Here is a 26,345-nt window from a genome sequence, read left to right on the forward strand (position 1 = left end):
ATGAACGTCTGGAGCCACCTCGTAGGACAAGAACACGCAATCGGAGCCCTGCAGGATGCCTCCATACCCCGGGATGACCGCGGACACGAGTCGACCTCGATGACGCACTCCTGGCTGATCACCGGTCCACCCGGATCCGGCCGCTCGAACCTCGCCTACGCCTTCGCCGCCGCACTGTTGTGTCGGCGTGGGGGCTGCGGCGAGTGTCCCGACTGCCGCCAAGTCGCGGCGCGCTCGCATCCCGATCTCTCCGTCCTGACGACTGAACGCGTCATCATCTCGATTGAGGAGGTACGTCGGCTGGTCAGCAGCTCGCAATACTCCCCCTCGATCTCGCGCTACCGCGTCATGGTGATTGAGGATGCCGACCGAATGAGCGAACGAACCTCCAACGTTCTGCTCAAGGCACTCGAAGAGCCGCCGGAGCGCACCGTGTGGATCCTTTGCGCACCCAGCGAAGCCGACCTCCTGCCCACGATCCGCTCCCGGACACGCTCGGTGCGCCTCCGGGTGCCAAGCGTTGACGACGTGGCTGGGCTGCTACAGCGTCGCGACGGCGTCGACGCAGCGACCGCGGAACGGGCTGCTCGTCAGGCGCAAAGCCACATCGGAATGGCGCACAGGCTCGCGACCGATGCGAACGCCCGGGAGCGGCGCGAGGAGACGCTCCGGATCGCCCTGCGCCTGCGGGGGGTCTCGGACGCAGTCCTCGGAGCGGCCCGCATGATCGAGGTCGCGACCGAGGACGCGAAAGCGATCACCCTCGAGCGCGACGAGGTGGAGCGGCAGCAGGCTCTGCGCTCCCTCGGCGTCGAGCCCGGCGGGACGGTGCCTGCGCAGCTCCGCTCGCAACTGCGGGCGCTCGAAGAGGACCAGAAGCGGCGGGCGACTCGCAGCCTCCGCGACGGTCTCGACCGGATCCTCGTCGACCTGCTCTCCCTCTATCGCGATGTGGTCCGCCTCCAGCTGGGGGCGCCGGGGGGAGTGATCAACGAGGAGGTGCGGCCCGAGATGAGTGCCCTCGCCGACTCCACCTCGCCCGAGCGCACCCTGGACGTACTCGACGCCGTTGGCGCTGCACGTCAACGGATCGACGCCAACGTCTCCCCGGTGCTTGCCCTCGAGGCGATGCTGGTCGTCGCCGCTCGCCAGGCGGTGGCAGCATGACGCGCGCTCATCGCTCCTGGGCGCTCGCGGCCCTCGTCGTGGTCGTCTCGCTCCTGACGGCCTGCTTCACGACCGGTTCGACCGTTGCGACGACCTCGACGCCGGCGCCGCAGAGCGTTGACGCCGACCTTGCCCGCTACTACTCGCAGGTCCTCGTCTGGGACGACTGCGGCGGCGGAGCCTTCTGCGCCGATGCGACGGTCCCGCTCGATTGGGATAACCCGGCCGGTGACACCGCGTCGATCGCGCTTGTGCGCCGGCCAGCGACGGAGGGCCCCGCTCTCGGCTCCCTCCTGATGAACCCCGGCGGGCCGGGCGGCTCGGGCGTCGATTTCATCCGCAAGAGTGCCTCGTTGGCTGTCGACACCCGGCTCGCTGCCCGCTACGACGTGGTCGGCTTCGACCCCCGCGGCGTGGGTGCCTCGACTGCGGTCTCGTGCCTCGATGCTGCCGGCCTCGATTCCTACCTCTACGACATCACACCGGGCGAGCGAGGTAGCGACGAGTGGATCCAGGCCCAGCGGACCTCGGCTGCGGCCTTCGCCGCCGGGTGCGAGCAGCGCAGCGGTCCCCTTCTGCCCGAGGTGGGCACGCCCAACGCCGCCCGCGATCTGGACGTTCTGCGCGCGGCTCTCGGCGACGAGAGACTGAACTACTTCGGGTACTCCTATGGCACCTACCTCGGCGCCACCTACGCCGGCCTGTTCCCGGAGCGTGTCGGACGACTCGTGCTCGATGGAGCGATCGACCCTGCGGCGACCTCGTTCGATGTCCTCCGCGAGCAAGCGAAAGGCTTCGAGAGAGCGCTGCGGGCCTACCTCGCTGACTGCCTCGGCTCCTCGGGCTGCCCCTTCACCGGCTCGGTCGACGAAGCGATGACGCAGCTACACTCGATGCTCGCGCAGGTCGACGAGTCCCCGATTCGGGCGAACGACGGTCGGAAGCTCGGAGCGAACACGCTCTGGACGGCAATCATCTATCCGCTCTACGACGCGAACGGATGGCGCCCGCTGAGCGAGATGCTCTCGGATGTGCGCCGTGGCGGCGCCGAGATCGCGTTCCAGTATGCCGACGCCTACAACAGCCGCAGCGCCAAGGGGACCTACTCGGGCAACAGCACAGAGGCGTTCCTCGCCATCAACTGCATGGATTACTCGTTCAACGCCGACACCGCCTCAATGCGTGCCGACGCCGCCGCTCTCGAGGAGGCGGCGCCCACCGTCGGTCGGTACCTCGCGTACGGCGACATCGCCTGCGGCGAATGGCCGGTCGCTTCTCAGGGCTCGCGCGCGCCGATCCGAGCGGAGGGCGCTGCACCGATTCTCGTCGTCGGCACGACGAAGGACCCCGCGACGCCCTACATCTGGGCGCAGGCGCTCGCGGGCCAACTCGCGGACGGCCACCTCATCACCTACAACGGCCAGGGTCACACCGCCTACAACAAGTCGAACTCGTGCGTGAACGACGCGGTCGACGCGTACCTGATCGACGGCACCGTCCCTGAGGAGGATCCGCAGTGCTGACCGAACAGGAGCGACCTCGCGAGCTGCCCGGGCTCCGTGAGCGCAAGCGGCTCGCGACTCGGCGGGCGATCGAGATTGCCGTTCTCCACCTCGCCAGCGAGCGTGGGCCGGAGCGGGTGACGATCGAGGACGTGTCGAGGGCCGCGGATGTCTCGACCCGGACCTTCTTCAACTACTTCGCCTCGAAGGAGGACGCTCTCGTCGGCACACTTCCGGTGATCTCCGACGAGACCGCCGCCGCATTCGTTCTTGGAGAGGGGCCGGTGCTCGATGATCTGCAGCGCGTCTTCGTCGCGGTCATGGAGCAGCTTGAGGACGACCGCGAGTTGCACGTACTGCGGCGTGCTCTCTTCCGCGAGCAGCCCCACCTGGTGGGCCTCAAGATCGCGGGGATGCGCGAGTTCGAACTCGTCATTGAGGGATTGGTCGTCGAGCGCCTTCAGCGTGATGACGACGACGCCGAACGAGCGCGCAGCCACGCGAGGATGCTGACCCTTCTGGGTCTTGCAGCGATGCGGCATGCGTGGGCAGCCTGGGTCGACCATGACGGCCGGGAGTCTCTGTCTGGTCGGATCTCCCGCTCCTTCGAGGAGTTGCGCGACGTCTTGGTCTGAGGAACAGCCCGCGCTCGATTCACCCGGGGGCGTGCGGGCAGGCTATGCTCTGTAATCGTGTCCGAGGCTCCGGCCCCGTGTGCACGCCGCCTTAGCTCAGTCGGCAGAGCGTCTCACTCGTAATGAGAAGGTCGTGGGTTCGATTCCCACAGGCGGCTCTCCTCCTCCTGCACCCTTAGGCCATGCCGATGCGATTACCATGGCGCGGATGATCGAGTTCCCTCCCCGTCGCTGGACGCTCGCGATCGTAGCCGTGCTCGCGGTGGCTGGTGCGGGTGCGTTCGGAATGGGCACTGCTGTGGGCAGTCGCGTCGGGTCGGAGGCGCTGCCCGTTGCGTCGATCGCGACGCCCAGCGAGACATGGACTCCGACGACTGTCGCGCGTCCGACCGCCGAGGCACAGGCCCGAAGTCTGCGGACCTGTTCCGTGGCAGATCTCGCTGCCGACCCGCGGCTGGGTTCGATGCAGGCCCGTGCAGTCGACGCGGCGTCCGGCGAGGTGCTGTTCGATCGTGGCGGCACGACAGCCTCCCGTGCTGCGTCGGCGCTCAAGATTCTGACCGCTGCGTCCGCACTCGAGGTGCTCGGGCCGGACACGCGCATCCCGACGACCGTGGTCCGCGGCAGTGAGCCGGGGTCGGTCGTCCTGGTCGGCGGCGGCGATCTCACGCTGACGCGGCTGCCGAGTGGAGAGGAATCGACCTACGCCGGAGCGGCGCACCTCGACGTTCTCGCGGCGCAGGTCGAGCGTGCGCGGGACGCCGACCCCGCGACAGTCGGCACGCCGATCACCAGTCTCGTCCTCGACGCGTCGCTCTACTCGGGCGAGACGTGGCGGGCGAGCTGGAACCGCAAGGAGCAGGTCGACGGCTACATGCCCGAGATCACGGCGCTCCAGGTCGACGGCGACCGCGATGACCCGTCCGCCTCCACGTCCAAGCGCGGCACCGACCCGGTTGGGCGGGCGGGGGAGGCGTTCGCTGATGAACTGAGTGGGTCGCCGGCGATCTCGACCGGCACCGCGCCCGCGGGTGCTCAGGTGCTGGGCACTGTCGAATCCGCACCGGTGAGCGCGCTCGTGCAGCAGATGCTGCTCGTCTCGGACAACGCGATTGCCGAGATGCTGGCGCGGCTCGTCGCGATCCGCACCGGGTCGGGCAGCGACTTCGGCGCCGAACAGGCGGGGATTGTGCAGGGTCTCGCCGGTGACGGAGTGGACACGGCGGGCATCACGATCGTGGACGGTTCGGGGCTGAGCGATGACAACGCCGTCGCTCCCGCCTCCTTCACCGAGCTGCTGCGCAAGGTGGCGGCGAGAGAGGGGAAGCTGGGCGTCCTTCTCGACGGTCTGCCCGTGTCGGGTCAGACGGGTTCGCTGGCCTATGCCGACCGCTTCACTGGTGATAATGCGGTCGCCGATGGAGCGGTACGCGCAAAGACGGGCTGGATCGACACCGGTTACACGCTGGCCGGAATCGTCACCGCGCAGGACGGCACCGTCCTCACTTTTGCGGTCTACGCTCTTGGCGATGTCGCCGACTCCGCCAAGATCGCGATCGACACCCTCGTCACCGGCTTCTACCGCTGCGGCGGCTCGCTCTCGGACTCCTGATTCGGAAGGACCACTATGACCACGGCACTCCTCATCGTCGATGTGCAAAACGACTTCACCGAGGGCGGTGCGCTCGGCGTGTCCGGTGGCGAGGCCGTCGCGGCGGGGGTCTCTGCGCACCTCGCCGCCCACCCCGAGCGATACGCGACGGTGCTCGCGTCGCGCGACTGGCATGACGGCTCCTCCGACAATGGCGGGCATTTCGCCGCAGAGCCCGACTTCGTCGACACCTGGCCGGTACATTGCATAGCGGGGACGCCGGGAGCGGAGTACCACCCGGCGCTCGACCTCGATCGGATCGACGTGCACATCCGCAAAGGGCAGGGGCGGCCCTCGTATTCGGCGTTCGAAGGGACGACGACTGACGGTCAGGCCCTTGCGGACACCCTGGCGGGCCTCGGCGTGACCGTGCTTGACGTGGTCGGCCTCGCGACCGACCACTGCGTGCGCGCCTCGGCACTCGATGCGCGAAGGGCAGGGCTTGAGGTGCGTGTGCTCGAGGATCTCGTCGCCGGTGTCTCGGGTGAAAGGAGCGCCGAGGCGCTGCGCGAGCTTGCTACAGCAGGAGTCCGCATCGAGCAGTCCCGCTAACCGGCCGTCTCGTTTCGGGCAAGCCGTCCGCCATGTCGTCCCTCCACAGGCACAGCGCGGGGGGCAGTACTGCAGGATCGGGTCTTCTCGGCTCCGTCGACGAACCGCTCAACCTAAGCTGGAGGAACGAAAAAAGCCCCTCACCGCGTGGCTGGCGCGGACCGATCCGAAGAATGGTTCCCTCCCGTGACCGATTCCGCCGCCGCCCGCTCCGCCGAGGCAGCTCTCCTCGCGCATACTCCCACACAGTTGCTGATCGGCGGTGAGTGGGTCGATTCCTCGGGAGGTGGCACGATCGACGTGGAAGATCCCGCCACCGGCTCGGTCCTCACGACGATCGCGGACGCGACGCCGGAGGACGGCGTGCGGGCGCTCGACGCGGCGGTGGCGGCAGGACCGGCATGGGCAGCGACGGCGCCCCGAGTACGCGGCGAGATCCTGCGCCGTGCCTTTGATCTTCTGTACGAGCGCAGGCACGACTTCGCCCTGCTGATGTCGCTCGAGATGGGCAAGCCGGTCGCGGAGGCGTTAGGCGAAGTCGCTTACGGCGGCGAGTTCCTCCGCTGGTTCGGTGAGGAGGCGGTACGCATTTCTGGCCGGTACAGTCTTTCGCCCGAGGGCGGCAGCCGGATGATCGTCTCGCAGCACCCGGTCGGTCCGTGCTACCTGATCACCCCGTGGAACTTCCCGCTCGCCATGGCGACCCGCAAGATCGCACCGGCGTTGGCCGCGGGCTGCACGATGGTGGTAAAGCCCGCCGAGCTGACTCCGCTGACCACGCTCGCGTTCGCCGGTCTGCTCGCCGAGGCGGGCCTGCCCGAGGGCGTCGTCAACGTGATCACGACCTCGTCGGCGGGAGCGGTCTCGGCGCCGATCCTGTCCGATCCGCGCCTGCGCAAGCTGTCGTTCACCGGCTCCACCCCGGTCGGGCGCACCTTGCTTCAGCAGGCCTCCGAGAACGTGCTCCGGACCTCGATGGAGCTGGGCGGAAACGCGCCGTTCGTCGTCTTCGACGATGCAGATCTCGACCGCGCAGTCGACGGCGCGATGCTCGCTAAGTTCCGCAACATCGGGCAGGCCTGCACGGCGGCCAACCGCTTTGTCGTGCACGAATCGGTCGCCGAGGAGTTTGCCACCCGGCTCACCGAGCGGGTGCTGGAGTTGCGGGTCGGCCGCGGGACCGACGATGGTGTGAGCATCGGTCCGCTGATCGACGAGCGGGCCGTCGCCAAGGTTGCCTCCCTCGTCGACGACGCCGTCTCGCGGGGAGCCCGGCTGCGAACGGGCGGGAAGCGCAGTGAAGGCCCCGGCCACTTCTACGCGCCGACCGTGCTCTCCGATGTCGACGGCGGCAGCAAGATCCTCCGCACGGAAATCTTCGGGCCGGTCGTCGCAATCGTGCCGTTCCACGACGAAGACGAGGCTGTCGCTCTCGCCAACGACACCGAATACGGCCTCGTCTCCTACGTCTTTACCCGTGATCTGGCCCGTGGGCAGCGGATGATCGATCGGCTGGCCACAGGGATGATGGGCTTGAACGTCGGGGTCGTCTCGAACGCGGCGGCGCCGTTCGGCGGGGTGAAGCAGTCAGGACTGGGACGCGAGGGTGGGCTCGAGGGCATTCACGAGTACCTCAGCACCAAGTACACGCTCACCCCTGATCCCTTCGCCTGAACCGGTGGAGATGATCGAGGTCACCTCGCTCGCGGAGCCACGCCTGCGCGACTACGCGCACGCCACGGATGTCGCGCTGAAGAACGCCCGGGGTCCGCATGGCCTCTACATTGCCGAATCGGCTCGCGTGCTCGAGCGGGCCCTGGCCGCAGGCCACCAACCGCGGTCCGTGCTCGCGCTGGGTGGGTCCGCAGCCGAGGCGAAGCGACTGGTGGGAGACCGCGACGTGCCGATCTTCATCGGGCCCGGCGAATTGCTCGCGGAGCTCACCGGCTACACGTTGCACCGCGGGCTGATCGCCGCGATGGACCGCCCGGAGCTGGCCGACCCGGTGCGGCTGCTGGCGGGAGCGCGACGGGTGGTCGTGCTCGAGGACGTGGTCGACCCGACGAACGTGGGTGCGATTTTCCGTTCCGTCGGAGCGATCGGGGCGGATGCTGTGCTGGTGACTCCGCGCTGCTCTGACCCGTTCTACCGCCGCGCGATCCGGGTGAGCATGGGTACGGTGTTGCAGGTTCCGTGGACACGCGTGGGGGATTGGCCTGCGACGCAGCGCCTCCTGCACGGTGCGGGCTTCACCATCGTGGCGATGGCGCTCACTCCGGAGGCGGTGCCGCTGCGCGATTTCGCGGCCACAGCTCCCGAGCGAGTTGCGCTGGTGCTCGGGACCGAGGGCGACGGCCTCTCGCCGGAGGCCCTCGCCGCGGCCGATATCGCTGTGCAGATCCCGATGCAGCACGGGATCGACTCGCTGAACGTTGCGGCCGCGAGCGCCGTCGCGATGTGGGCGTTGGCCGATGTGACATGAGGCTTCGGTCGGTGGTTACTCGTGAGCATCCTTACCCCTCAAGGGTGCCACTCGGCAGGAGAGAGCGCCCGTCCTCCCGCGCTAACCATCGCTGCGCTACCGTGGGGCCACTCCCACCCGCGCAGTCGTGATCGAGGTAGCCCATGCTCCAGCGTCCGAGGCTCCGCCCGGTTGTCGCTCTGCTAGTTGCTGTGGGTCTCGTGCTCGGCCTCTCAGGCTGCATGCCTCGCCCGGCCGACGTTCCGGGAGGCTCGGTGCAGGAGTCGACGTCGAGCGCGCCCGCCGTACCCGTCGATTCGGCTACCCCCACTGACCCCGGTACCCCCGACATCAACGGCCCGGACGGAGCACTTATCACCCGGCTCATCCAGGACTGTCTTTCCCGGTACGGGCTGGATCAGCGGCCTCCGCCGGCCAACCCGCTGGCGCAGGAGCAGGACCAGGTCACGGCCCAGCGCTTGCGCGAGACGTACGACGCGACGCTGACGAATTGCTCCGCCGAGGCGATGGCGATGGCGAAAAAAGCGCCCCAGGAGGGTGGCGACGCGTCATCCACCGAGACTCCGACGGGCTGACGCGGGCGTCGATAGGTCGTGTGCAGGGGCTCTGCGACCGGCATGGTCCGTGGTAAACGAGCAGGGGTGGTCAGACCAGCAGTTGGTGCTTGGCGAGATCGCGGTAGAGGGGCGTTGACTCGACCAGCTCGGAGTGGGTACCGACTCCGACGACCTCGCCCTTGTGCAGCACGACGATCTGATCAGAGTCGACGACGGTCGACAGGCGGTGCGCGATGACCAGCAGCGTGCGGTTCTCGGCCACTGCGTCGATCGCGAGGCGCAGGCGCTGCTCGTTGAGGCCGTCCAGGCTCGAGGTCGACTCGTCCAAAAGGAGGACGGGCGGCGCGGCAAGGAGGGCGCGTCCAATGGCGAGCCGCTGACGCTCGCCTCCCGAGAGCATCACGCCGTTCTCGCCGACCGGCGCGTGCAGGCCGAGCGGAGTGCGCTCGAGCACGTCCGTGAGGTTAACGGCTTCGAGGACGCGGAAGCAGTCGGCGTCGTCGGCGTCGGGCCGGCCGAGGACGAGATTCTCGCGGATCGTGCCGGCGAGCACCGGCGCGTCCTGCTCCACATAGCCGATCTGCGCTCGGAGCGCATCGCGGTCGATCGCCGTGATGTCCACTCCGCCGAGGCGAACGACACCCGCTTCGGGGTCATAGAACCGCTCGATCAGCGCAAGGATCGTGCTCTTGCCGGCGCCGGAGGGCCCGACGAGCGCAGTCCGCTTGCCGCGCGGCACGGTAAACGAGACGCCGCGCAGAACGGTCCGGTCGCGCTCCGGTGAGGTGAGTCCGTCAGGAACCGGGCCTTCCGCGTACGAAAACATCACGTCCTCGAACGAAATCGCCTTCTCCGCTACGCCGGCGCCCAGCCCGCCCGCCGAGCCGTCGCCGTCACCCTCGATCGGCAGGTCGATGATCTCTTGGATACGGCCGAGGGCGCCAAGCGCGGAGTTGACGGAGGTGATTGCGCCGATGAAGTTACCGAGCGGCATCACCATCATGAAGAGAAAGAGAATGAAGGAGACCAGCTGGGCGATGTCGATCGCTCCGGACGCAACCCGGTAGCCGCCGACTCCGAGGACCGCGAGGAATGCGACCTGCATGGCAATGCCCGCGACCGGAACCACCAGGGCGGAGACGTGTGCCACGCGCAGGCCGAGCCGGTATGCCTCTGTTGCGTGCCGGTCGACGACAGCGATCTCGCGGTCGGTGGCGCCCGCTGCCCGGATCGTACGGACGGCGCTGATTGCGCGCTCGACCGAGGCAGCCAGATCGCCGACCTTTTCCTGTGCCTGACGGCTGGCCGTGCGGATACCGCGCCCGAGCGTCAGCGCGAGTCCGAGGGCCACCGCCACCACGACCACGATGATCAGCAGCAGCACCCAGTCGATGATCGCCATCGCGATGATCGCACCGACGAAGACGAGCGAGCCCGCGATCGAGTCGACGAGCCCCTGGGTGAGGACCGCGCGCAGCAGCGTGGAGTCGGAGCCGACGCGGGAGACGAGATCGCCGGTGCGGCGCGCGTCGAACTCGCGGATCGGCAGTCGCAGGAGCCGGGCCACGAGGCGGCGCCGACTCGACAGGACGATGCCCTCCCCTGTGCGCTGGAGCAGGTAGTGCGCGAAGCCCGAGAGGAGACCGGAGGCAACGACGAGGCCCACGAGTGCCCAGACGAGGGGACCAAGGTCGAGTCCTTCTTGCACGCGAGTGATGACCTGCCCGACGAGGAGCGGCTGCCCGAGGCTTGTCGCCGCCCCGAACAGGCTCAGCACGACGACGATCGAGAGAACGCCGCGGTGCTCGAGGAGATAGGGGACCAGCTGCGAGAAGGAGGCGCGGGGGCCGTCGTCCTTGCCCGGTCGTCGTCCGCTCCGCCTCGTGCCCGTGGTGCTCATCGCTCGTTCTTCCCCGCTCATGCTCGGCCGTACTTTTTGTGCACCGGCTGACCGCTGACGCCGAGAGCGATCAGCTGCCGCAACGCATTCGCGGTGCGCGCCCGCCTGACGGCGCCACTCTCTGCTCGATCGAGTTCTCTACACGGTAGAGCGCCACGCCGTGATCTGATCGTCGGCTCCGGCGTCGTCCGCGAGCGCCGTGATCGTGCCGTCGTTCATTGTGCCCCCTCCTCGCTGCGAACAGGCCGGGGCGCGGACGCCTGTCGATCTTGGTCGACACGAGGGTGGCGCTTGCACCTGCGTCAACGGGTGGCGACCTTGGCGGCGACGGCGTGTGCGATGTGCAGGGGATGCACATGTCCGCCTACGTAGCCAACGGCGGATCGACGGATTCCTCGCAGATCCCCTGCACATCGCACGTAGTCCTGCACATCGCACGTGTCCCTGCACATCGCACGTGTCCCTGCACATCGCACCTGGCCCTGCAGATCGCGCGCGAGCAGGGCCTCCTACGAGACGTTGTCGGTGTACGAGGCGTTCTTCGTCTCCGTCGAGAGCAGCAGTGCGATCAGCGTCAGTACCGCTGCGGCGCTGAGGTAGAGCCCGACCAGGACGGTACTGCCGCCGGCCGACCGCCAGAGCGCGACCGCGATGATCGGGGCGAGCGCGGCTCCGAGGATCGACGCCAGGTTGTAGGACATGGCCGACCCGGTGTAACGGACGTTCGTCGGGAAGAGTTCGGGCAGGACCGCGCCCATCGGTCCGAAGGTCAGGCCCATCAGGGTGAAGCCGAGGATGAGGACCGCCATCACGCCGACGAAACCACCGCTGAACAGGGGGACGAAGAGCAAGCCGAATACGAGGATTGCGGTGGTGACAACGAGCAGCGTGCGGCGGCGCCCGAACTTCTCCGCCAGGGGTCCGGATACGAGGGTGAAGATTCCGAAGAAGACGACGCCGATGATCAGCATGATGAGGAAGTTGTTGCGGCTGTAGCCCAGGCCCGGGGCGGGGCCGTCAGCCGGTGCGGTGCCGTAGGTCAGGGTGAACGTGGTCATCAGGTAGAAGAGCACGTAGGTCGCCAGCATGATGAAGGTGCCGAGGATCAGCGGTCGCCAACTGGTGACGAACACGCGGACCAGGGGCAGCTTAGCCACCTCGCCCTTCTCAACCACCTTCTGGAACGCGGGGGTTTCCACCAACTTCACGCGCACGTAGAGGCCGATGATGACGAGCACGGCGCTCGCGAGGAATGGCACCCGCCAACCCCATGCAGCGAAGGTTTCATCGTTCATCGTGCTCGACAGCGCCAGGAACAGCAGATTGGCGACGATGAAGCCGATGGGTGCGCCGAGCTGCGGGAAGGTGCCGTAGATGGCGCGCTTGCCGGCCGGGGCGTTCTCTGTCGCGAGTAGCGCGGCTCCGGACCACTCACCGCCGAGCCCGAGGCCCTGGCAGAAGCGCATCACGACGAGCAGAAACGGAGCGAAGAATTCCCAGCCTGGGGTGAGGGCGGTCGGCAGGCAGCCGATCAACACCGTCGCGATGCCCATGGTGAGCAGGGAGGCGACCAGGGTGCCTTTGCGGCCGACGCGATCGCCGAAGTGGCCGAAGATGATCGAGCCGATGGGGCGGGCGATAAAGGCCACTCCGAAAACGGCGAAGGAGGCCAGTTGCGCGATGCTCTGGTCCTCGTTCGCGAAGAAGAGCGCCGGGAAGACCAGGACGGCCGCGGTCGCATAAGCATAGAAGTCGTAGAACTCGATCGACGTGCCGATGAGGCTCGCGAAGATGACCCGGCCGCGCGAATTCTGCGGGGCAGCAGCGGGCGCGGCGGAGACGGAGGGGGAGGAAGACATGAGGGAGGGGCTCCGTGTCGACAACGGCTCCCCGGCGCTGGCGGGGCGGGCGTCGATCAGGCGTCGCGGGCCGCTGGGGCGAGGGGGAGGAGAAGAGGGTCGCTTGTGACGACCCGCTCACTTTACCCTGTGTTCTCCCAGCTTCGCGTGCCATCCCGACCGGGGTGGTGCGCGCTCAGCCGCGCAGCGAACGCAGCAGAAGCGCGGTCGCGACTGCCGCCTCCGCTGCTTCGCGCCCCTTGTCTTCCTTCGAGCCGGGGAGTCCGGCACGGTCGAGGCCCTGCTGCTCAGTGTCGAGGGTGAGCACACCGAAGCCGACCGGCTTTCCGGTCTGAATCGACACGGTCGTGAGACCTGTCGTGGCGGCGTCCGAGACGTACTCGAAGTGCGGAGTGCCGCCGCGGACAATCACGCCGAGCGCGACGACCGCGTCGGTCCCCGCCTCCAGGGCCACCTTCGCCGCGACGGGCAGCTCGAACGACCCGGGCACGCGCACCAGTGACCAGGAGGCGCCGGTCTCGTCGAGCGCGCGGCTCGCACCCGCGATCAGGCCGTCGGTGATCTGCTCGTGCCAGGTGCCGGCGATGACGACGACCGTCAGTCCGGAGCCATCGAGGGGAGAGGTGGTGGGGGCGCCGCTACCGGCCATTGTTACTCCTTTGTCGTGGCGCCGGCGATTCCGGCGTCGAGGTGCTCGAGCACGCTGCCGAGGGTGTGCCCCATGCGGTCGCGTTTGGTCTCGAGGTAGCCCTCATTGAAGGCGCCGATGCCGACGACGAGCGGGACGCGCTCGGAGACGACGATCCCGCGGGTGGCGAGCTGGCGGACCTTCTCGGGGTTGTTGGTGAGCAGGCGCACTTCGGTGAGGCCGAGGTCCTCCAGGATGCCGACGGCCGCGCCGTAGTCGCGGGCATCGGCCGGGAGCCCGAGCGCGAGATTGGCTTCGAGGGTGTCGAGCCCGTCCTCCTGGAGTCGGTAGGCGCGCAGTTTATTGATCAGGCCGATGCCCCGACCCTCGTGCCCGCGAAGATAGACGACGACTCCGCCGTCACGCTGGATCGTGTCGAGGGCAGCGTCGAGCTGCGGCCCGCACTCGCACTTGAGCGAGCCGAATGCTTCGCCGGTCAGGCACTCGGAGTGCACCCGCACGAGCGCGGGACGGCCGCTCGCAACGTCTCCTGCGAGGATCGCGACGTGGTCGGCTCCCGTCTGGCGGTCGCGATAGGCGCGGATCCGGAATGGCCCGTGTGTGGTCGGGACGGTTGTCTCGACCTCGAAGCTGACCCGGGGGCTCTCGGGCACGGCGACGGCGACGGGCACCTCGGTGTCGCCGTGCACATCCTGTAGGTAGGCGATGAGCGCCGCGACCGTGGTCACGGGCACGTCCTCGCGCTCGCCGAGCGCGATCAGACCGGGGAGGCGCATCATCTCGCCGTCCTCCGCCACGATCTCCGAGATGGCGCCGACCGGGAACAGACCGGCGAGCTTCATCAGGTCGACCGCCGCCTCGGTGTGTCCGTCGCGCTCGCGCACGCCACCATCGACGGCGCGCAGGGGAAGGATGTGGCCGGGGCGGTGCAGGCGCGCGGGTGTCGACTCCGGATTGGCGAGCACTCGGAGGGTGTGCGCGCGGTCGGAGGCGCTGATGCCGGTGGAGAGGCGGTCGGCCGCGTCGACCGAGAGCGTGTAGGCGGTGCCGCGCGGGTCCTCGTTCTCAATGACCATCAGCGGGAGGGCGAGGCGGTCGGCGATCTCGTTCGTCATTGGGGCGCAGATAAAACCGGAGGAGTGGCGGACCATCCACGCGATCGTCTCCTGGCTGGCGAGCTGGGCCGAGACGATGACGTCGCCCTCGTTCTCGCGGCCCTCGTCGTCGGCGACGATGATCGGCCGGCCGGCACGCAGGGCGGCAATCGCCTCCGGGATCGTCGCGAGGCTCACGAGCGGGCCTCGGCGACCCCGCGCAGCGCGAGCATCCGCTCGACGTGACGGGCCAGAATGTCGGTCTCGATGTTGACCTGCTCGCCGATCGCGCGGTGACCGAGTGTCGTCGCGGCGAGCGTCTCAGGGATGAGCGAGACCTCGAACCACGGCTCCCGTTCCATAGCGGGGCTGATCGCCGAGACTGTCAGCGAGACGCCATCGACGGCGATCGAGCCCTTGTCCACGACCAGTGCAGCGGCCGCGGCCGGCAGCGAGAAGCGCAGCACGCGCCACGCCTCGCCCGGGGTGAGTGCGAGCAGGCTCGCCGTGCCGTCGATGTGGCCCTGCACGATGTGCCCGCCGAGCCGGTCGCCGACCAGCGCCGCGCGCTCGAGGTTCACGCAGTCGCCGACCGCGACGCCATCCAGGGTCGACATGCGCAGGGTCTGCGCCATGACGTCGGCGGTGAAGCCCTCGTTCGTGTGCTCGACAACGGTGAGGCAGACGCCCGAGACCGCGATCGAGTCGCCGTGGCGCACTCCCTCGACGGCCAGCGGGCCGCGGATCTCGAGCCGGATTGCGTCGGTGCCCGATTCGACCGCCGTGACGACGCCGATCTCTTCGATGATTCCGGTGAACATCAGTGGGTCTCCATGTGCAGGGCTTGGGGGAGGCGGGCCGGAATCTCGGCGCCGCCCGTGGCGCCGGGGCGCGCGGTCACGAGGATGTCGTCGCCGAGGAGCTCGACGGAACGGAGGGTCAGGCGCCGGGCGTCGCCGATACTCGCGACGCCCAGATCGCCAAGCGCAAGGCGGGGGCCGCCGAGCAGGGCGGGGGCGAGGAAGACGAGGTAGTCATCGACCAGTCCGGCGGCGACCAGGGCGGAGGCGAGAGTCTGCCCGCCCTCGACGTAGACGCTGCGGATCTCGGCGGAGTAGAGGCGGCGGAGGACGGCGGCTAAGTCGTGGGAGCGCTCGAGCATCGCAGCGCGCGGATGCGCGTGGAGACGGGCGCCGGGCGGAATGGGTCGGGAGCCGACGACGACGGGCACCGGTTGGTGGGCGAGCAGCTCGCCTCCGTCGCCCCGAGCGGTCAGGGCGGGGTCGTCGGCCAGCACCGTGCCGGTGCCGACCAGGATCGCGTCGTGCGCGGCGCGCTGCTCATGCACCCGCTGACGCGCGGCGCCGCCCGTGATCCAGCGACTGCTCCCGTCAGCGGCGGCGGTGCGGCCGTCGAGGGTGGACGCCCATTTGAGCGTGACGAAGGGGCGTCGACGGCGGTTGGCCGTGAGCCAGGCGCGCAGGAACTCTTCGGCCTCGTCCGCAAGGACTCCCTCAATGACCTCGACTCCGGCCGCGCGCAGGGTGCGCCCGCCTCCTCTCGAGTGCTCGCCGGGATCGGCGACGGCGTAGACGACGCGCGCGATTCCCGCGTCGATCAGGGCGCGGCTGCACGGGCCGGTCCGCCCGGTGTGGTCGCAGGGCTCGAGGGAGACGACGGCCGTGGCTCCGGAGGCGGCGCCCGGCGTGACATGGGTCAGCGCGTCGACCTCGGCGTGGGCGGTGCCGGCGCCATGGTGCCACCCCTCGCTCAGCAGCGTTCCGTCGGGCGCCAGGATCACGCAGCCCACCCGCGGGTTGGGGCCGCGCGCGGGCCCACGCTGGGCGAGTGCCAGCGCCCGGCGCATCGCGTGCTCGTAGTCGATCGTCATTCCCGGTCTTCCGTTCGTCGCCGAACTCCGGGGTCTCGATCGGCGGTGCGCGGGCACCGTCGCTCAGCACCGCGCTAGCTTGCGCGACGCTCGTGCTGCCTCTCCTCCGGACTTTCACCGTCGGTCCTGGAGTTCCACCAGGTCAACCGCAGCCCCGTGTGGGGGTCGCGGCTCGCGGACTGTCACCGCCGGTTCGGAATTCTCACCGACCCCGGAGCACGTGCTTTTGAGTCAGCCTACCCACCTGTTGAGGGGGAGTACGGCTCCGGACGTCATACTCCCGGCGAGCGGTCGGCTTCGGCGGCTCATCGTGATCGCCGGTGTAGTTGAATGTGATGGTGGCGGAACGCCGCGACCCAATGCGTGAGCGTTTGTGGAACGAGTCCGCGTTCACGGGCAACGTCCGCGACGGTTCGCGAGTTATCAATCACTTCACGCACGGCTTCCACGCGGAACTCCAGAGAATACTTCCCACGGGAGCTGGACATCCCGATAATCCTTTCGGTCAACGCAGTAATTCCACCAATTCCGCGGTGGTCCAGAAAGAATGGGGCACCTCACCTGATCTCCGCGGTTGGCCGCGGCACCCGCGAGTTCCTCTTGGCTTACGGGCCGGCGACTGTCTAGTCGGCCGGTTCCGGCTGCCGTTCGACACTCCGGAGTTGTATCGGATGATCCCTGAGACCATGTGGACGCCCACCGCCCACGGCGACGTCCGCGCGGCCGTGGATGTCGCCGGGTTGATCGGCATGATGCATCGGACGCCGCATGATCCTGCGCCTCTCCAACAAGGCCGCCTGGGCCGCAGCCCTCGCAGCGATCGGTCGGTTCCGCGCTCACGCGAGAGCACCAATTCGCGCCAAGAACCCTCATCCCCGCGCGCCACCCGCAAGACCACGGCCTGGAAATCCACTAACGCACCGACACGCGACCCAACTGTCGTACCCAGCGGACAGAATCAGACCCAAACAAGCACACCGTCGCGCCCGAGACCCCCCACGAACTATCGAGGCTAGGACGTTTCGGAGACGGACCTTCCGACTCCAGATCGTGCCGCACGCAGAGAGATCTATGCGTTCGTATCGCACTTCGAGTACGACGTTTTGCGCCTGAGTTGCACAGCACAGATCGAGATGAGAGCATCTGACTGCGCGATGAGATGTCCTCTGTTTCACGGGGACGCGCGCCGGAGTACCGGGGAGGGCACATGAACGAAAAGATTCCGCACGGCGATACCGAGGCATACAAGGATGCGAGTAGCGGTTCGGACGTCGATCGCTCTCGCAAAGGGCGCGGCATCACGCTGGTCGCCCTGGCGGTTTCAGCAGTTGGCCTCGCAGTAGTGCGCGGAGGGACGGCCGAGACCTGGTTCGATTATTGCACCACAATCATCCTCGGAATCTTAGCGCTTGTCTTGCTCATTACGGGTGTCCGCGCGCTCCGTATGCGACAACGTTCGAGATAGTGAGTACGAGGCCCGCTTCTTTCATCGAAGGCCGAAAATCGGGGTCTAATCACTAAATCTGCTTAGCTCAGTTGTGGACGATTCTTACATGGCTATATATTAAGCGTAACGAATTTCGTCTTTACTACCTTCAAACACGCCCACTTCTATCGCGTGTGCTTCATCATGCCCTCCGCTTACTCAAAGGAATTTAGGAATGGCTTCGGAACTTGGCTCAAGTCTGCGCATCGACGATGAAGCAGTTGTCGGGAGATACGTTGAGGCGTGGATCACGGGACGTGTGCTTGTGCCCGGACAAGCGATCGGCTTCGCAGAGGATCAGGATAGCGCCGCAATGGCAGTCGAGACCCTCGTGGAAGACGACGTTTTGTTTGTGCCAACAGGTGTTAATGTTGCTGACTTTGCCGGAGCGACTATTGAGTACGACGGTAGGTTCGGTGCGGCTGGTGACGAACTAACAGTCTGCGGTCATACGGTTGAGCTTCAGGACTACCTGGCTTCTGGTTTCATAGATATTATTGGACCGACGTGCGCACGGATTCAGGACCTTCGCGAGTGGGACGCATTCCTCGCGGATGCTGACGAAGCATATTCAGGCGGACCGTTCCCTCGTCAATTCTTAGAAGATGGACTCCTCCTCGCCGGGTCGTTCGCTTTCTTTGCGGAATCAAGCAACAGTCAAGCATTCCGGCCGTACTTTTCGGCGGATGGGACAATATTTGGAGGGCCTCAGGGCGAAAGTTTGGACGCTGTCGCCTTACAAGCTCACCGAAATAATCTGTCTGGACCGGTGGCTGAGTTCGAGGGATCCATACCGCGTCCGAACCTCATCAACGATTGTAGCACAAGGCCGTGGCTTGGCCGGTATCTTCGTATATTCGATCTTTTGAAGCGAACCCATCGCGACACGGATGCCCGAATCGTTGGCTTCGGTCACTCAATTCTCGACGACGGAAATGACGCCGCAACCCCTTCCTATCATGCACCGTACCTATCGTTTATCGGAGAAGACCTCGTTCTAGAAGATCTTGCGACAGGACGGCGGTTCAAAGTCCCGGTCCGAACTGCGGCTGCGATTGAAGCCCTCATGACTTCGTCCAAGCCGACACGCTCGGCGGAGCGCCTCGCCGAATGCCTCGCCATCGAAAAAGATCGCGCGTGGTCAATACTCGACGAGGTTGCTAGCCGGTTCGGGTTCAAATCTCCAGCCTCGCTCCAGGCCCATTGGGCGGTCTCCACCTCTGCGACTGGGCTTGCGCAATGACGCAGCACGCCTACATGCGAACGGGCGGAGCGTGGACTTCGCTAGTGCCGGCGTCCCGCTCGACCAGCGTGCTCGACTCTCAGATGGCGGTAGGTGCACACGGCGTCCACGTAGAAATGGCCGATGGGCGGAAGCTTCTGTGCGCGACGAGTGGACTCTGGAACGTGCCACTTGGGTATGGGAACTCGGCCATTGCCGACGCAATCACGGAATCGCTTCACCGTGCCTCCTACCTCACGCTATTCAGGTCAATGCACTCCTACGCCGCGGACGCAGCTACTGCTCTACTGGATTTCGTCGGCGACGGATTCGATCGTGTCATCTTCTCAACTTCAGGCGGCTCTGCTAACGATGCCGTGATGAAGCTGGCTCGCCACTTCTGGGTTCTCCGTTCGGATGCACAACGTCGGATCGTGGTCGGTCTCCTGGGGAGCTACCACGGAACAACCTACGGGAGCCATGCGCTCAGCGGCGATGACCTGCACCAGACGACGTACGGGGTGGATCGCCGCTCGATCCGACACGTACCCTACGACGACGACGGTGAGAAACTGGCCGCGTTGATGGCTCGCGAAGGTCATCGTGTCGCCGCGATCGTGCTGGAACCGGTTCTTGGCTCGGGCGCCGTGGAACTACCGGCCGCCTTTCTATCTGAGGTGTTACGGCTTAAGGAGCGTTACGGTTTCCTTCTAGTAGCTGACGAAGTTGCCACAGGCTTTTACCGGGCTGGTCAGAAATTCGCCTCGCAGGATTGGGCGATATCACCGGACATTCTTATTCTCTCGAAGGCGCTGACGAATGGGACCTGTGCCGCATCGGCGGTATTGATTGCGCCTTCCGTCAGCGCCGAATTTGGGGAGCAGGGCGCGACGTTTGTTCATGGCGAAACGCAGGCCGGTTCTCCGGCGAGTTGCGCCGCGATCGTTGCAACGCTCGCGGAGATGTCCCGACTCGACATCGCCGGAAAGTCAGCACATCTTGCTATCAAGCTCAACGGCGTCGTCGAACGGCTCGCGGCATTTTCGTTTGTCGACCGAGTCACCGGCCGCGGATGCATGCGAGGGATCTACCTCAAGTCGAAAAGGGGTCACCTTTTGTCGCCCACACAGGTGGCGTCTATCGTCGACTCTGTCCGGGAAGCCGGAGTGATAGTCCAGCCAGGTCCATCCTGCATTCAGCTTCTCCCACCCTTGGTCCTCGAGCGTAATCATCTGGAAGAACTTGAGATAGCACTTCGTGAGGGGCTTCGGCGCATTGATCGGAGGGTCGATTTCGATGGTTGATATGTCCTGGTCGCCGACGCGACTGTATGTCGGCCACGGAGTTGCAGACTCGGTTATCAGTTCGCTGGTTCGAGGTCGGGTGACACTTATCGTCACGGACGCCTTCAATGCATTTCGGACGGCGACGCTCCAGGCCCATCTTCAGAGCGGGATGGTAGTCATCGATGGTCCAACTCTCGGCTCGATCGAGCGCATATATCATGAGATAGGCATGCGGTCACCGGGAGCGATTGTCGCAGTCGGCGGCGGCACCGTGATGGACTCGGCAAAGCTGGCTTTCGCCGTGGCGGCTAGCGGTCGCTCATTTACCCAGTTCAGACGTGTCTTGCAATGCGGTGGCGAGCACGCTACGCGGCGCGACCTACGCCGTTCGGGAGGCATTGTTGTTGCCGTTCCGACGACGGTCGGTACTGCGTCAGAGGTGAGTCCCATCGCGTGTGTGACGACTGCCGACGGACACCGCCTTGTCTCGGGAGACGATCTCCGCCCAGATTTCGCAGTAATCGACTCCACCCACTTTGACTCGTTATCAGGCCGAAAAGTCCGCGACGGCGCCTACGAGATATTATTGCGGATAGCAGCTGTTGCAATATCCACGACTGCGAGTCCTCTGACCCGTCGTCGTGCCGTCGATTTGGGTGAGCGAATTGTACGAGCATGCATACAACTCGCGGAGGAGGAGGCTCCCGATGCCCGCACCGATATTGCCCTAATAGGCGCCGAATCGAAGACATCCTTCACGGGATTCTCTAGCGATCCGCACGCAATTTACCACTGGTATTTTGCAAACGAGCTCGCCCACGCCGGTGCCCTGTCGAAGGTGGAAGCGACCTCAGCCCTGGCTCCGACAATCTGGCGACTGCTGGAGCAAGGCCACCTCCGACTTGGTGACCAGGACGCCTTGCGCGCCTTCTGGTCCACAATGAGGCGCATGCTCCCACTCGAGTCGTCCCGGGCTAGCGAGTGGATTTCGGCATTCGCGCAGTACTTGTCGATTGTGCCGCCGAAAATTACTGCAAAGTTGGCGAGCCGGGCGGCCGACAGCTGTATCCGAGCCTGGGGCGGCTCAAATATGGCCCTTGCCGACTGGGATGCGGTAAGTATTCGCGCGCTGTACGAGGAAACTCTAGTCTCAAATTCTTAAGAATGTTTGATACTTCTGATTTGTGCCGACATTCGTTGGCGCTGAGCTTTAGACGATATAAAGGAGGTGAATTATGAAATCAGTTACTGCTTCGGAAATTTTGAAGGACTCGTTCGTCGAGCTCGAGGTGATGGACGCTCCATCCGACGATAGTTGGTGGCAGGGCTTGCTCGGAGGCATCGGTGTCATCGGGACTGTCGCAATTATCGCGACCTAAGCCGTTTTGCTACCACGAAAACTAATATCGAAAAGGAGGTGAAATTTGACAATTCAAATGGAAAATCTTGGATTTGAGGCTCTCGAGTCGATGGATGCGCCGGACGACGGATTCGACTGGTTCCACGGATTTAGTGTCGGAGTCGGCCTCGGCCTCATCGCGCTCAGTGCCACCTGAGTCGAGTTCATCGACTCATCTATACCATAGTAAGGAGGTAGACCAATGAACAAAACCGAGATGCTTAGATTCGATGAGCTTGAGGTCATGGACGCGCCACTTGAGTGGTGGCAAACCGCCGGGTATGTCATCACGGCCGTGGGCGGTCTCGCCGCTATCGCGGCGACGTGATCGTCTGATTACGATCTAACCAACGGTGCGGACGGTCTGCCTCAGCGACCGTCCGCACCGGCAAAATAACGCACCACGGTTAAAAGGAAGCTGAAACAATTGTTGACTGTTGCGTCGGAAAACCTACTGTCAGCGTGGGCGGTAGCTGCCGATGTTGAAGAACTATACGGGCCGGCTGGATCACGATTCTACGACTCGACAACTCGTGGCGATCGGTCCGAGGTGCGCGAGATTATCAGGTTCGTTCGTAGATACCACGGCGACGTTCTCGACCTTGCGGCGGGCTCTGGACGTCTGACACTTCCGCTTCTGGCTATGCAGCGCACAGTGACGGCCCTCGACTCATCGCCCGAGATGCTGGAGATCTTAAGGCGCCGAGCACGATCTCAGTCCGAGCGTGGGCTCATACTCTCGAAGCAAGACATGACCACCTTCACGCTCCCCGGCTCATTCGCCGTAATTGTGCTCGGTGCGACTTCGGTCACTCTTCTCGACAGATTAGACCGTGCAAAGCTGTTTGCTCGTGTCCGCGCCCATATGGAACCAGGCGGACGCTTCCTGCTATCGACCACCGACACGGAAGGTGCCGAGATGGCGAGTGCTTTCGAAGGAACCTTGCATACCGCTAGGGGAGTGCCCATGCCGTATTACTTCTCGCAAGAGGTTGATCGTAGTGCTGGGCGGAGGCTTGTCAACTTTCTTGTGCCGCCAACCCGTGGCTCTATTGACCAGGCGAAGGTATTCACGAGCATCGTCAACCTGCTCTCGAGCGCACAGCTGGCATCCGAACTTCAGCGCGCCGGTTTCGACGTTCGCTCTTCTACGATCGTGAAAGCGAACGGCGCCGGCAGCCGCGGACTAGTCCTTTTGGAATGCTCTTGATCGCCGCGATGACGACGCTTGGGCCAAGTGCTGGGCTCGCCGAACGGTATTCATTACTTGCCCCGCGAGACGATTTCCCCCTGTGGCAGATGATGGTCAGTCTCGCTCCTACCCGCGAAAGCGAGCCTGTCGATGATTCGGAGAGTCTGCCTCTGGTGGGTGCAACAGATGTGTCCCGTCGCCGCGCGATCCTCCGCGCGACCGGTGAGGCTGTCGAGCGCTGGGCTCTACGTCCCAGCCCTTGGTCGGGCCCGACCTTCGAACGTGGCCGTAGAGTGGAATGGGCACAGTTCGGGCTGGCAAACCACGACCTTGGGCGGAAGATTCTTGTCGGCAAAAACATCTCGACATCGGAACCAATTACCATTCCAATCGAGCTGGTGGAGTACGATCAGGCGAACACTGGATTGGCTCGTGCCGCGCAGGGCAATTTTGAGCCCACTCCCTCCGGTGCGGCGGCGGGAGAGACACTCGACCAGGCAGTAGTTTCAGGCGTTCTTGAGCTTCTTGAACGGGACGCATTCATGGTCGCGTGGGCGAGGCAACTCAGGATCGAACGAATCGATGCACACACTGTCGGCAGCGTTGGAGGAGCCAACCCAATCAAACTCGTTGACCTCGCGCGCCGTATGGGACTTGAGCTAGTGGTAGGCAACCTCGGCTGCGATGTTGATGGAGTAAAGGCAATTATTGCGATCTGTCTTGATCGATCGGCCCAACTTGGCGCCGTCGGTTCAAAAGCTTCGACGTCAGTTGCTAATGCGGTGGAGGGTGCAATCCAAGAATCGCTTCAAGCCCTTCATCTTGGCCGGGTAATTCGGCGAGCGGTTGAAGGAGGTCAACGAACTACCAGCGGGTTGCCGAGGACAGAAATGGATAGGGCGCGGTACTGGTCCGGGACCGACGCTTACGCTGTTCTCGATAGATGGACACAGTCGTTTGTTAATCCGAGTTCGATTGGTGGACCCGCAAGTCGACCAACCCCGACCCCTCTTGAGTCGACGATCCGCTGCGGATTTGAGCCGATTGTTCTCGATTTGTCTGCGCGTCTACCGGCTCGAGTACGAGAGATCGGGTGGCACGCGGTGAAAGTGCTCTGCCCTGGGCTCCAGCCGCTGAGGCTTGACGAGACCCTCTCGTTCAGTTGGCTTCCATCGCGTCTCCTCTCGGCTGAGCGCCGAACCGGCTATGCAAGCCCTCTCGCCGAAGGTGAGGTCTTCGATGTCCCGCATCCGCTTGTTTGACCGAGTTCGTGGTATGCACACGAGGGCCCGGCACGAGGCACTCCCACATCGCACTTCTGACCTCAATTTCCAGCGTCCGCAGCTCCGTGCCGGGGTGCGTATTGTGGATCAGAGGAGGACGTCGCCGGGCACGTGGCTCGTCCTGTCGCATGACGTCCCCGTAGCACGAATATCGAGTGGCACTGCAATGATTCTCGGGCAACTCGATGGGAGTTCCACTCTAGAGCAACTGACGGCATCGAACGCAGGTGCGTTCACGCTGGGCGAAATTGAGACGTTGATCGAGAAACTGCAACGCACTGGCCTCATTGTCGGAAGTGTGGACCCAGTGGTTGCGCGTAGTCGAGTCGTCTCCTATATTCCGCCGATGACGTTGCAGATCGCGACCCGTAACGCCGCAGCTTTCTTTGCTTACGCCGCGCGTGTTACGAAAGCGCTTCACTCACGTTCTTTCCTCGTCGGCGTCGCCCTGATCGTCGTCGCAGCCTTCGGAAGCGCCATTTTTGAATGGCGCAGCTACGTCTCAATTGGCTCGGTTCCATTGAAGCCAATTACTCTGGTCGCCGTCCTCGTAGCGCTCTCGATCGCGACGTTCTTCCACGAACTTGCACATGGGTTGACACTTCAGAAGTTGGGCGGGGTTCCCCGTCGCGCGGGCTTCATGCTCTTCTATCTCGCTCCAGCTTTCTTCGTTGATGTGACTGATGGTTGGCGTCTCCCGCGGCGGTGGCACAGGGCCGCAGTTGCCTTCGCCGGCCCCGCCTTCCACCTAGTAGCAGCGAGCGCTGCGGCAGTGATTGCCGTGATCTTGCCAGGCGGTGCCGCTCGCGACGCGCTTCACATGTTTTCGTTCGCTGCTTTCTGGATCTTCGCGTTTAATCTCGTGCCGTTTGTTCGTTTCGATGGTTATCTTATCCTGATAGCGCTTTTGGACTACCCGAATCTACGCGCCGCGGCGATTGCTGAACTTAAGCGCGTGCTTTTTGCCGAAAGAAGACAACGCGACACGGCTTCGCCGGCGTGGGGACTGGCGGCGTTCGGTCTTGGATCGATTGCCTTCCCTGTATACCTCGTACTCGTTTCGATTTCTCGCCTGCAGTCGGGCCTTGCTGGAGCTGGGGCCGCGGGAGCATTTGTGCTGCTGGGCGTTGAGACCTTCTTGGCGTATCTAATTGTGCGCGTTGTGATTCGACTCGTCCAATTCAAGCAATACAGCATTTGGCGACTGTTTGGCGGTACTTTCGTTGCGGTCGCAGCATTAGGCAGCGCTCTCGTCATGATTCAAGTACCCATCGAACATCGCGCAGCGTGGGTTTCGGACGAGCGTGGAATCGCAATGCTGGCTCAGTCCGATTCAGATTTGATATCGTTGACTCAAGGTGAAAAGGTATCGCTAATATCTCAGGGCATTTTTTCCCAGTCAGAAGTCGGGACAGCGAGAGTATCCGGTGAAACTCCGGAAAAGGCTGACATCCCGGTTGAGAGTCTTGTGCCTATTTCGCTCCACGGCTTTACAACGAGCGGCTACCGAGTCGTCCTATCGGATGCCTCTACGGTCTCGACTGGGAAAAGTGGTACGGCGATTATCTGGTCCGGAGAATCAGAAGCTCTAATGCAAGTGTTATTGAATCAATATGTAAGAAGCCCCGTGGAGGAGATAGCGAATTTATTTTGACTTGCCGGTCAACTTAAAAATATGACGACCATGGACTTATGGTCGGAGGATAGCATTAGGAGAAAAAATACGTATGGATTTTGCAATCGAGTTTGATGAATACACGAAACAATACGGCTCGTCTGTTGTCGTAGATGGCTTGTCCTTTCAAGTCAACCGAGGAAGTGTCGTCGGTCTTCTTGGACCGAATGGCGCTGGAAAGAGCACGGCTATGCGCGGTCTTGTCGGTCTTTCTCATCCAACTTCCGGTGCCGCTCGCATTTTTGGTGAAGAATTCGCAAGGCTGTCCGAGCCAGCGTCGGTCGTTGGCGTGCATATGGATGGGTTTGGCTTTGAGACGGGGATCAGCGCGCGACGGCATCTTGAGATTTGTCGACTTGCGGCGGGGGTGTCGAAAGCTCGGGTCGGTGCGGTACTCGAGGAGGTAGGCCTTCGGGAACATGCGCGTAAGCGCGTGAAGCAGTATTCGACGGGCATGGTGCAACGCCTCGGCCTGGCCGTTGCTCTCCTCGCGGAGCCGAAGATCCTGATTCTTGATGAGCCCGCCAACGGTCTGGATCCCGAAGGTATTCGTTGGCTCCGCAAATTTATACGAAGTTATGCAGAGCGAGGTGGGACGGTGCTCGTGTCGAGTCACCAACTTAGAGAACTTGAGCAGATCGTTGACGAGGTGGTCGTTATGAACAAACGTCTCCTTTACTCCGGTGCACTCGCAAATCTTCTAGGTAAAAAGGATGCGTCTTTGGAGGATAGATACTTTGACCTTGTTGACTCTTCGATAGCGGGGTCTTGATTCAGATGGTAAGCGCAATTCGTTCTGAATGTTTGCGATCAATCAGCGGGCTCGCGTTTCTCGCTGTCCTCGCCTTCGCAGTCATGGTTCC

At 64.4% G+C, this 26,345-nt stretch carries 26 protein-coding genes, 1 tRNA gene and 1 riboswitch; of the genes, 20 read left to right on the plus strand and 7 right to left on the minus strand.

The annotated features are described in order from the left end of the window. From B0H03_RS02140 to B0H03_RS02180, 9 genes are all read left to right on the plus strand, one after another. A complete protein-coding gene (locus tag B0H03_RS02140) occupies positions 1–1,167 on the plus strand; it encodes a DNA polymerase III subunit delta' (RefSeq protein WP_104263664.1) in 1,167 nt (388 codons plus the stop codon). Further along, complete coding sequence (locus B0H03_RS02145) at positions 1,164–2,690, plus strand: alpha/beta hydrolase (RefSeq protein ID WP_104263665.1); 1,527 nt, start codon at positions 1,164–1,166, stop codon at positions 2,688–2,690. The genes B0H03_RS02140 and B0H03_RS02145 overlap by 4 nt, the downstream gene beginning before the upstream one ends. Continuing rightward, positions 2,684–3,304 (plus strand): TetR/AcrR family transcriptional regulator, encoded by a 621-nt coding sequence (locus tag B0H03_RS02150; RefSeq protein ID WP_241560358.1) that lies wholly within the window; start codon positions 2,684–2,686, stop codon positions 3,302–3,304. Before B0H03_RS02145 ends, B0H03_RS02150 begins: the two co-directional genes overlap by 7 nt. 85 nt (positions 3,305–3,389) lie before the next feature. Further along, a tRNA-Thr gene (locus B0H03_RS02155) sits at positions 3,390–3,462 on the plus strand. Between the two features lie 50 nt (positions 3,463–3,512). After that, complete coding sequence (gene dacB / locus B0H03_RS02160) at positions 3,513–4,916, plus strand: D-alanyl-D-alanine carboxypeptidase/D-alanyl-D-alanine endopeptidase (RefSeq protein ID WP_160487214.1); 1,404 nt, start codon at positions 3,513–3,515, stop codon at positions 4,914–4,916. Between the two features lie 15 nt (positions 4,917–4,931). Then, a complete protein-coding gene (locus tag B0H03_RS02165) occupies positions 4,932–5,507 on the plus strand; it encodes a nicotinamidase (protein ID WP_104263667.1) in 576 nt (191 codons plus the stop codon). A 186-nt stretch (positions 5,508–5,693) separates the two neighbouring features. Beyond that, positions 5,694–7,181 carry an NAD-dependent succinate-semialdehyde dehydrogenase gene (locus tag B0H03_RS02170; RefSeq protein ID WP_104263717.1) on the plus strand — a complete coding sequence of 496 codons (1,488 nt, stop codon included), beginning with the start codon at positions 5,694–5,696 and terminating at the stop codon, positions 7,179–7,181. A gap of 4 nt (positions 7,182–7,185) precedes the next feature. Next, on the plus strand, positions 7,186–7,989 hold the full coding sequence (locus tag B0H03_RS02175; RefSeq protein ID WP_104263668.1) for a TrmH family RNA methyltransferase: 804 nt from the start codon (positions 7,186–7,188) through the stop codon (positions 7,987–7,989). A 143-nt stretch (positions 7,990–8,132) separates the two neighbouring features. After that, a complete protein-coding gene (locus B0H03_RS02180) occupies positions 8,133–8,564 on the plus strand; it encodes a hypothetical protein (protein WP_104263669.1) in 432 nt (143 codons plus the stop codon). A 70-nt stretch (positions 8,565–8,634) separates the two neighbouring features. Here B0H03_RS02180 and B0H03_RS02185 read toward each other — a convergent pair whose 3' ends face one another. The 7 genes from B0H03_RS02185 to B0H03_RS17395 all read right to left on the minus strand — a co-directional run bounded on the left by B0H03_RS02185 (position 8,635) and on the right by B0H03_RS17395 (position 16,427). Next, positions 8,635–10,446, minus strand: a complete 1,812-nt coding sequence (locus tag B0H03_RS02185; protein ID WP_104263670.1) for an ABC transporter ATP-binding protein — start codon at positions 10,444–10,446, stop codon at positions 8,635–8,637. Positions 10,447–10,955: 509 nt separating this feature from the next. After that, a complete protein-coding gene (locus B0H03_RS02195) occupies positions 10,956–12,305 on the minus strand; it encodes an MFS transporter (protein ID WP_104263671.1) in 1,350 nt (449 codons plus the stop codon). Positions 12,306–12,480: 175 nt separating this feature from the next. Further along, on the minus strand, positions 12,481–12,954 hold the full coding sequence (gene ribH / locus B0H03_RS02200) for a 6,7-dimethyl-8-ribityllumazine synthase (RefSeq protein WP_104263672.1): 474 nt from the start codon (positions 12,952–12,954) through the stop codon (positions 12,481–12,483). Between the two features lie 2 nt (positions 12,955–12,956). Next, entirely contained in the window at positions 12,957–14,246 is a 1,290-nt protein-coding gene (gene ribA / locus B0H03_RS02205; protein WP_104263673.1) for a GTP cyclohydrolase II, read from the minus strand. Continuing rightward, positions 14,243–14,869 (minus strand): riboflavin synthase, encoded by a 627-nt coding sequence (locus B0H03_RS02210; RefSeq protein WP_104263674.1) that lies wholly within the window; start codon positions 14,867–14,869, stop codon positions 14,243–14,245. Before B0H03_RS02210 ends, ribA begins: the two co-directional genes overlap by 4 nt. Further along, positions 14,869–15,939: a bifunctional diaminohydroxyphosphoribosylaminopyrimidine deaminase/5-amino-6-(5-phosphoribosylamino)uracil reductase RibD gene (ribD, locus tag B0H03_RS02215; RefSeq protein ID WP_237399270.1), complete on the minus strand. Its 1,071-nt coding sequence runs from the start codon at positions 15,937–15,939 to the stop codon at positions 14,869–14,871. Before ribD ends, B0H03_RS02210 begins: the two co-directional genes overlap by 1 nt. An 89-nt stretch (positions 15,940–16,028) precedes the next feature. Further along, positions 16,029–16,162: riboswitch (FMN riboswitch) on the minus strand. A gap of 82 nt (positions 16,163–16,244) precedes the next feature. After that, complete coding sequence (locus B0H03_RS17395) at positions 16,245–16,427, minus strand: transposase (protein ID WP_104263675.1); 183 nt, start codon at positions 16,425–16,427, stop codon at positions 16,245–16,247. Between the two features lie 719 nt (positions 16,428–17,146). Here B0H03_RS17395 and B0H03_RS02225 point away from each other — a divergent pair. The 11 genes from B0H03_RS02225 to B0H03_RS02255 all read left to right on the plus strand — a co-directional run bounded on the left by B0H03_RS02225 (position 17,147) and on the right by B0H03_RS02255 (position 26,254). Further along, positions 17,147–17,404, plus strand: coding sequence for a hypothetical protein (locus tag B0H03_RS02225; RefSeq protein ID WP_104263676.1), 258 nt, complete (start codon positions 17,147–17,149; stop codon positions 17,402–17,404). Between the two features lie 196 nt (positions 17,405–17,600). Then, positions 17,601–18,668, plus strand: a complete 1,068-nt coding sequence (gene mpaB, locus B0H03_RS16090) for a daptide biosynthesis RiPP recognition protein (protein ID WP_127843837.1) — start codon at positions 17,601–17,603, stop codon at positions 18,666–18,668. Between the two features lie 14 nt (positions 18,669–18,682). After that, complete coding sequence (gene mpaD / locus B0H03_RS02230; protein ID WP_104263719.1) at positions 18,683–19,951, plus strand: daptide-type RiPP biosynthesis aminotransferase; 1,269 nt, start codon at positions 18,683–18,685, stop codon at positions 19,949–19,951. Further along, the gene (locus tag B0H03_RS02235; RefSeq protein ID WP_104263677.1) at positions 19,944–21,095 is read left to right on the plus strand and encodes an iron-containing alcohol dehydrogenase; all 1,152 of its coding nucleotides are present in this window, start codon (positions 19,944–19,946) and stop codon (positions 21,093–21,095) included. The genes mpaD and B0H03_RS02235 overlap by 8 nt, the downstream gene beginning before the upstream one ends. Positions 21,096–21,168: 73 nt before the next feature. Continuing rightward, entirely contained in the window at positions 21,169–21,312 is a 144-nt protein-coding gene (locus B0H03_RS16455; protein WP_160487215.1) for a daptide-type RiPP, read from the plus strand. A 57-nt stretch (positions 21,313–21,369) separates the two neighbouring features. After that, positions 21,370–21,489 (plus strand): MpaA2 family daptide-type RiPP, encoded by a 120-nt coding sequence (gene mpaA2 / locus B0H03_RS17320; protein ID WP_337189952.1) that lies wholly within the window; start codon positions 21,370–21,372, stop codon positions 21,487–21,489. A 45-nt stretch (positions 21,490–21,534) separates the two neighbouring features. Further along, positions 21,535–21,660, plus strand: a complete 126-nt coding sequence (gene mpaA3 / locus B0H03_RS17225; protein ID WP_258061849.1) for an MpaA3 family daptide-type RiPP — start codon at positions 21,535–21,537, stop codon at positions 21,658–21,660. Between the two features lie 102 nt (positions 21,661–21,762). After that, positions 21,763–22,542 carry a daptide-type RiPP biosynthesis methyltransferase gene (gene mpaM / locus B0H03_RS02240; RefSeq protein WP_237399312.1) on the plus strand — a complete coding sequence of 260 codons (780 nt, stop codon included), beginning with the start codon at positions 21,763–21,765 and terminating at the stop codon, positions 22,540–22,542. A gap of 92 nt (positions 22,543–22,634) precedes the next feature. After that, positions 22,635–23,786, plus strand: coding sequence for a YcaO-like family protein (locus tag B0H03_RS02245; RefSeq protein WP_237399313.1), 1,152 nt, complete (start codon positions 22,635–22,637; stop codon positions 23,784–23,786). A gap of 13 nt (positions 23,787–23,799) precedes the next feature. After that, positions 23,800–25,461 carry a daptide biosynthesis intramembrane metalloprotease gene (gene mpaP, locus B0H03_RS02250; protein WP_337189954.1) on the plus strand — a complete coding sequence of 554 codons (1,662 nt, stop codon included), beginning with the start codon at positions 23,800–23,802 and terminating at the stop codon, positions 25,459–25,461. 73 nt (positions 25,462–25,534) lie between these two features. Further along, positions 25,535–26,254 carry an ABC transporter ATP-binding protein gene (locus tag B0H03_RS02255; protein ID WP_104263681.1) on the plus strand — a complete coding sequence of 240 codons (720 nt, stop codon included), beginning with the start codon at positions 25,535–25,537 and terminating at the stop codon, positions 26,252–26,254. The last annotated feature ends 91 nt before the right edge of the window (positions 26,255–26,345 follow it).

The sequence above is a fragment of the Rathayibacter iranicus NCPPB 2253 = VKM Ac-1602 genome (assembly GCF_003149025.1).
GTDB lineage: Bacteria > Actinomycetota > Actinomycetes > Actinomycetales > Microbacteriaceae > Rathayibacter > Rathayibacter iranicus.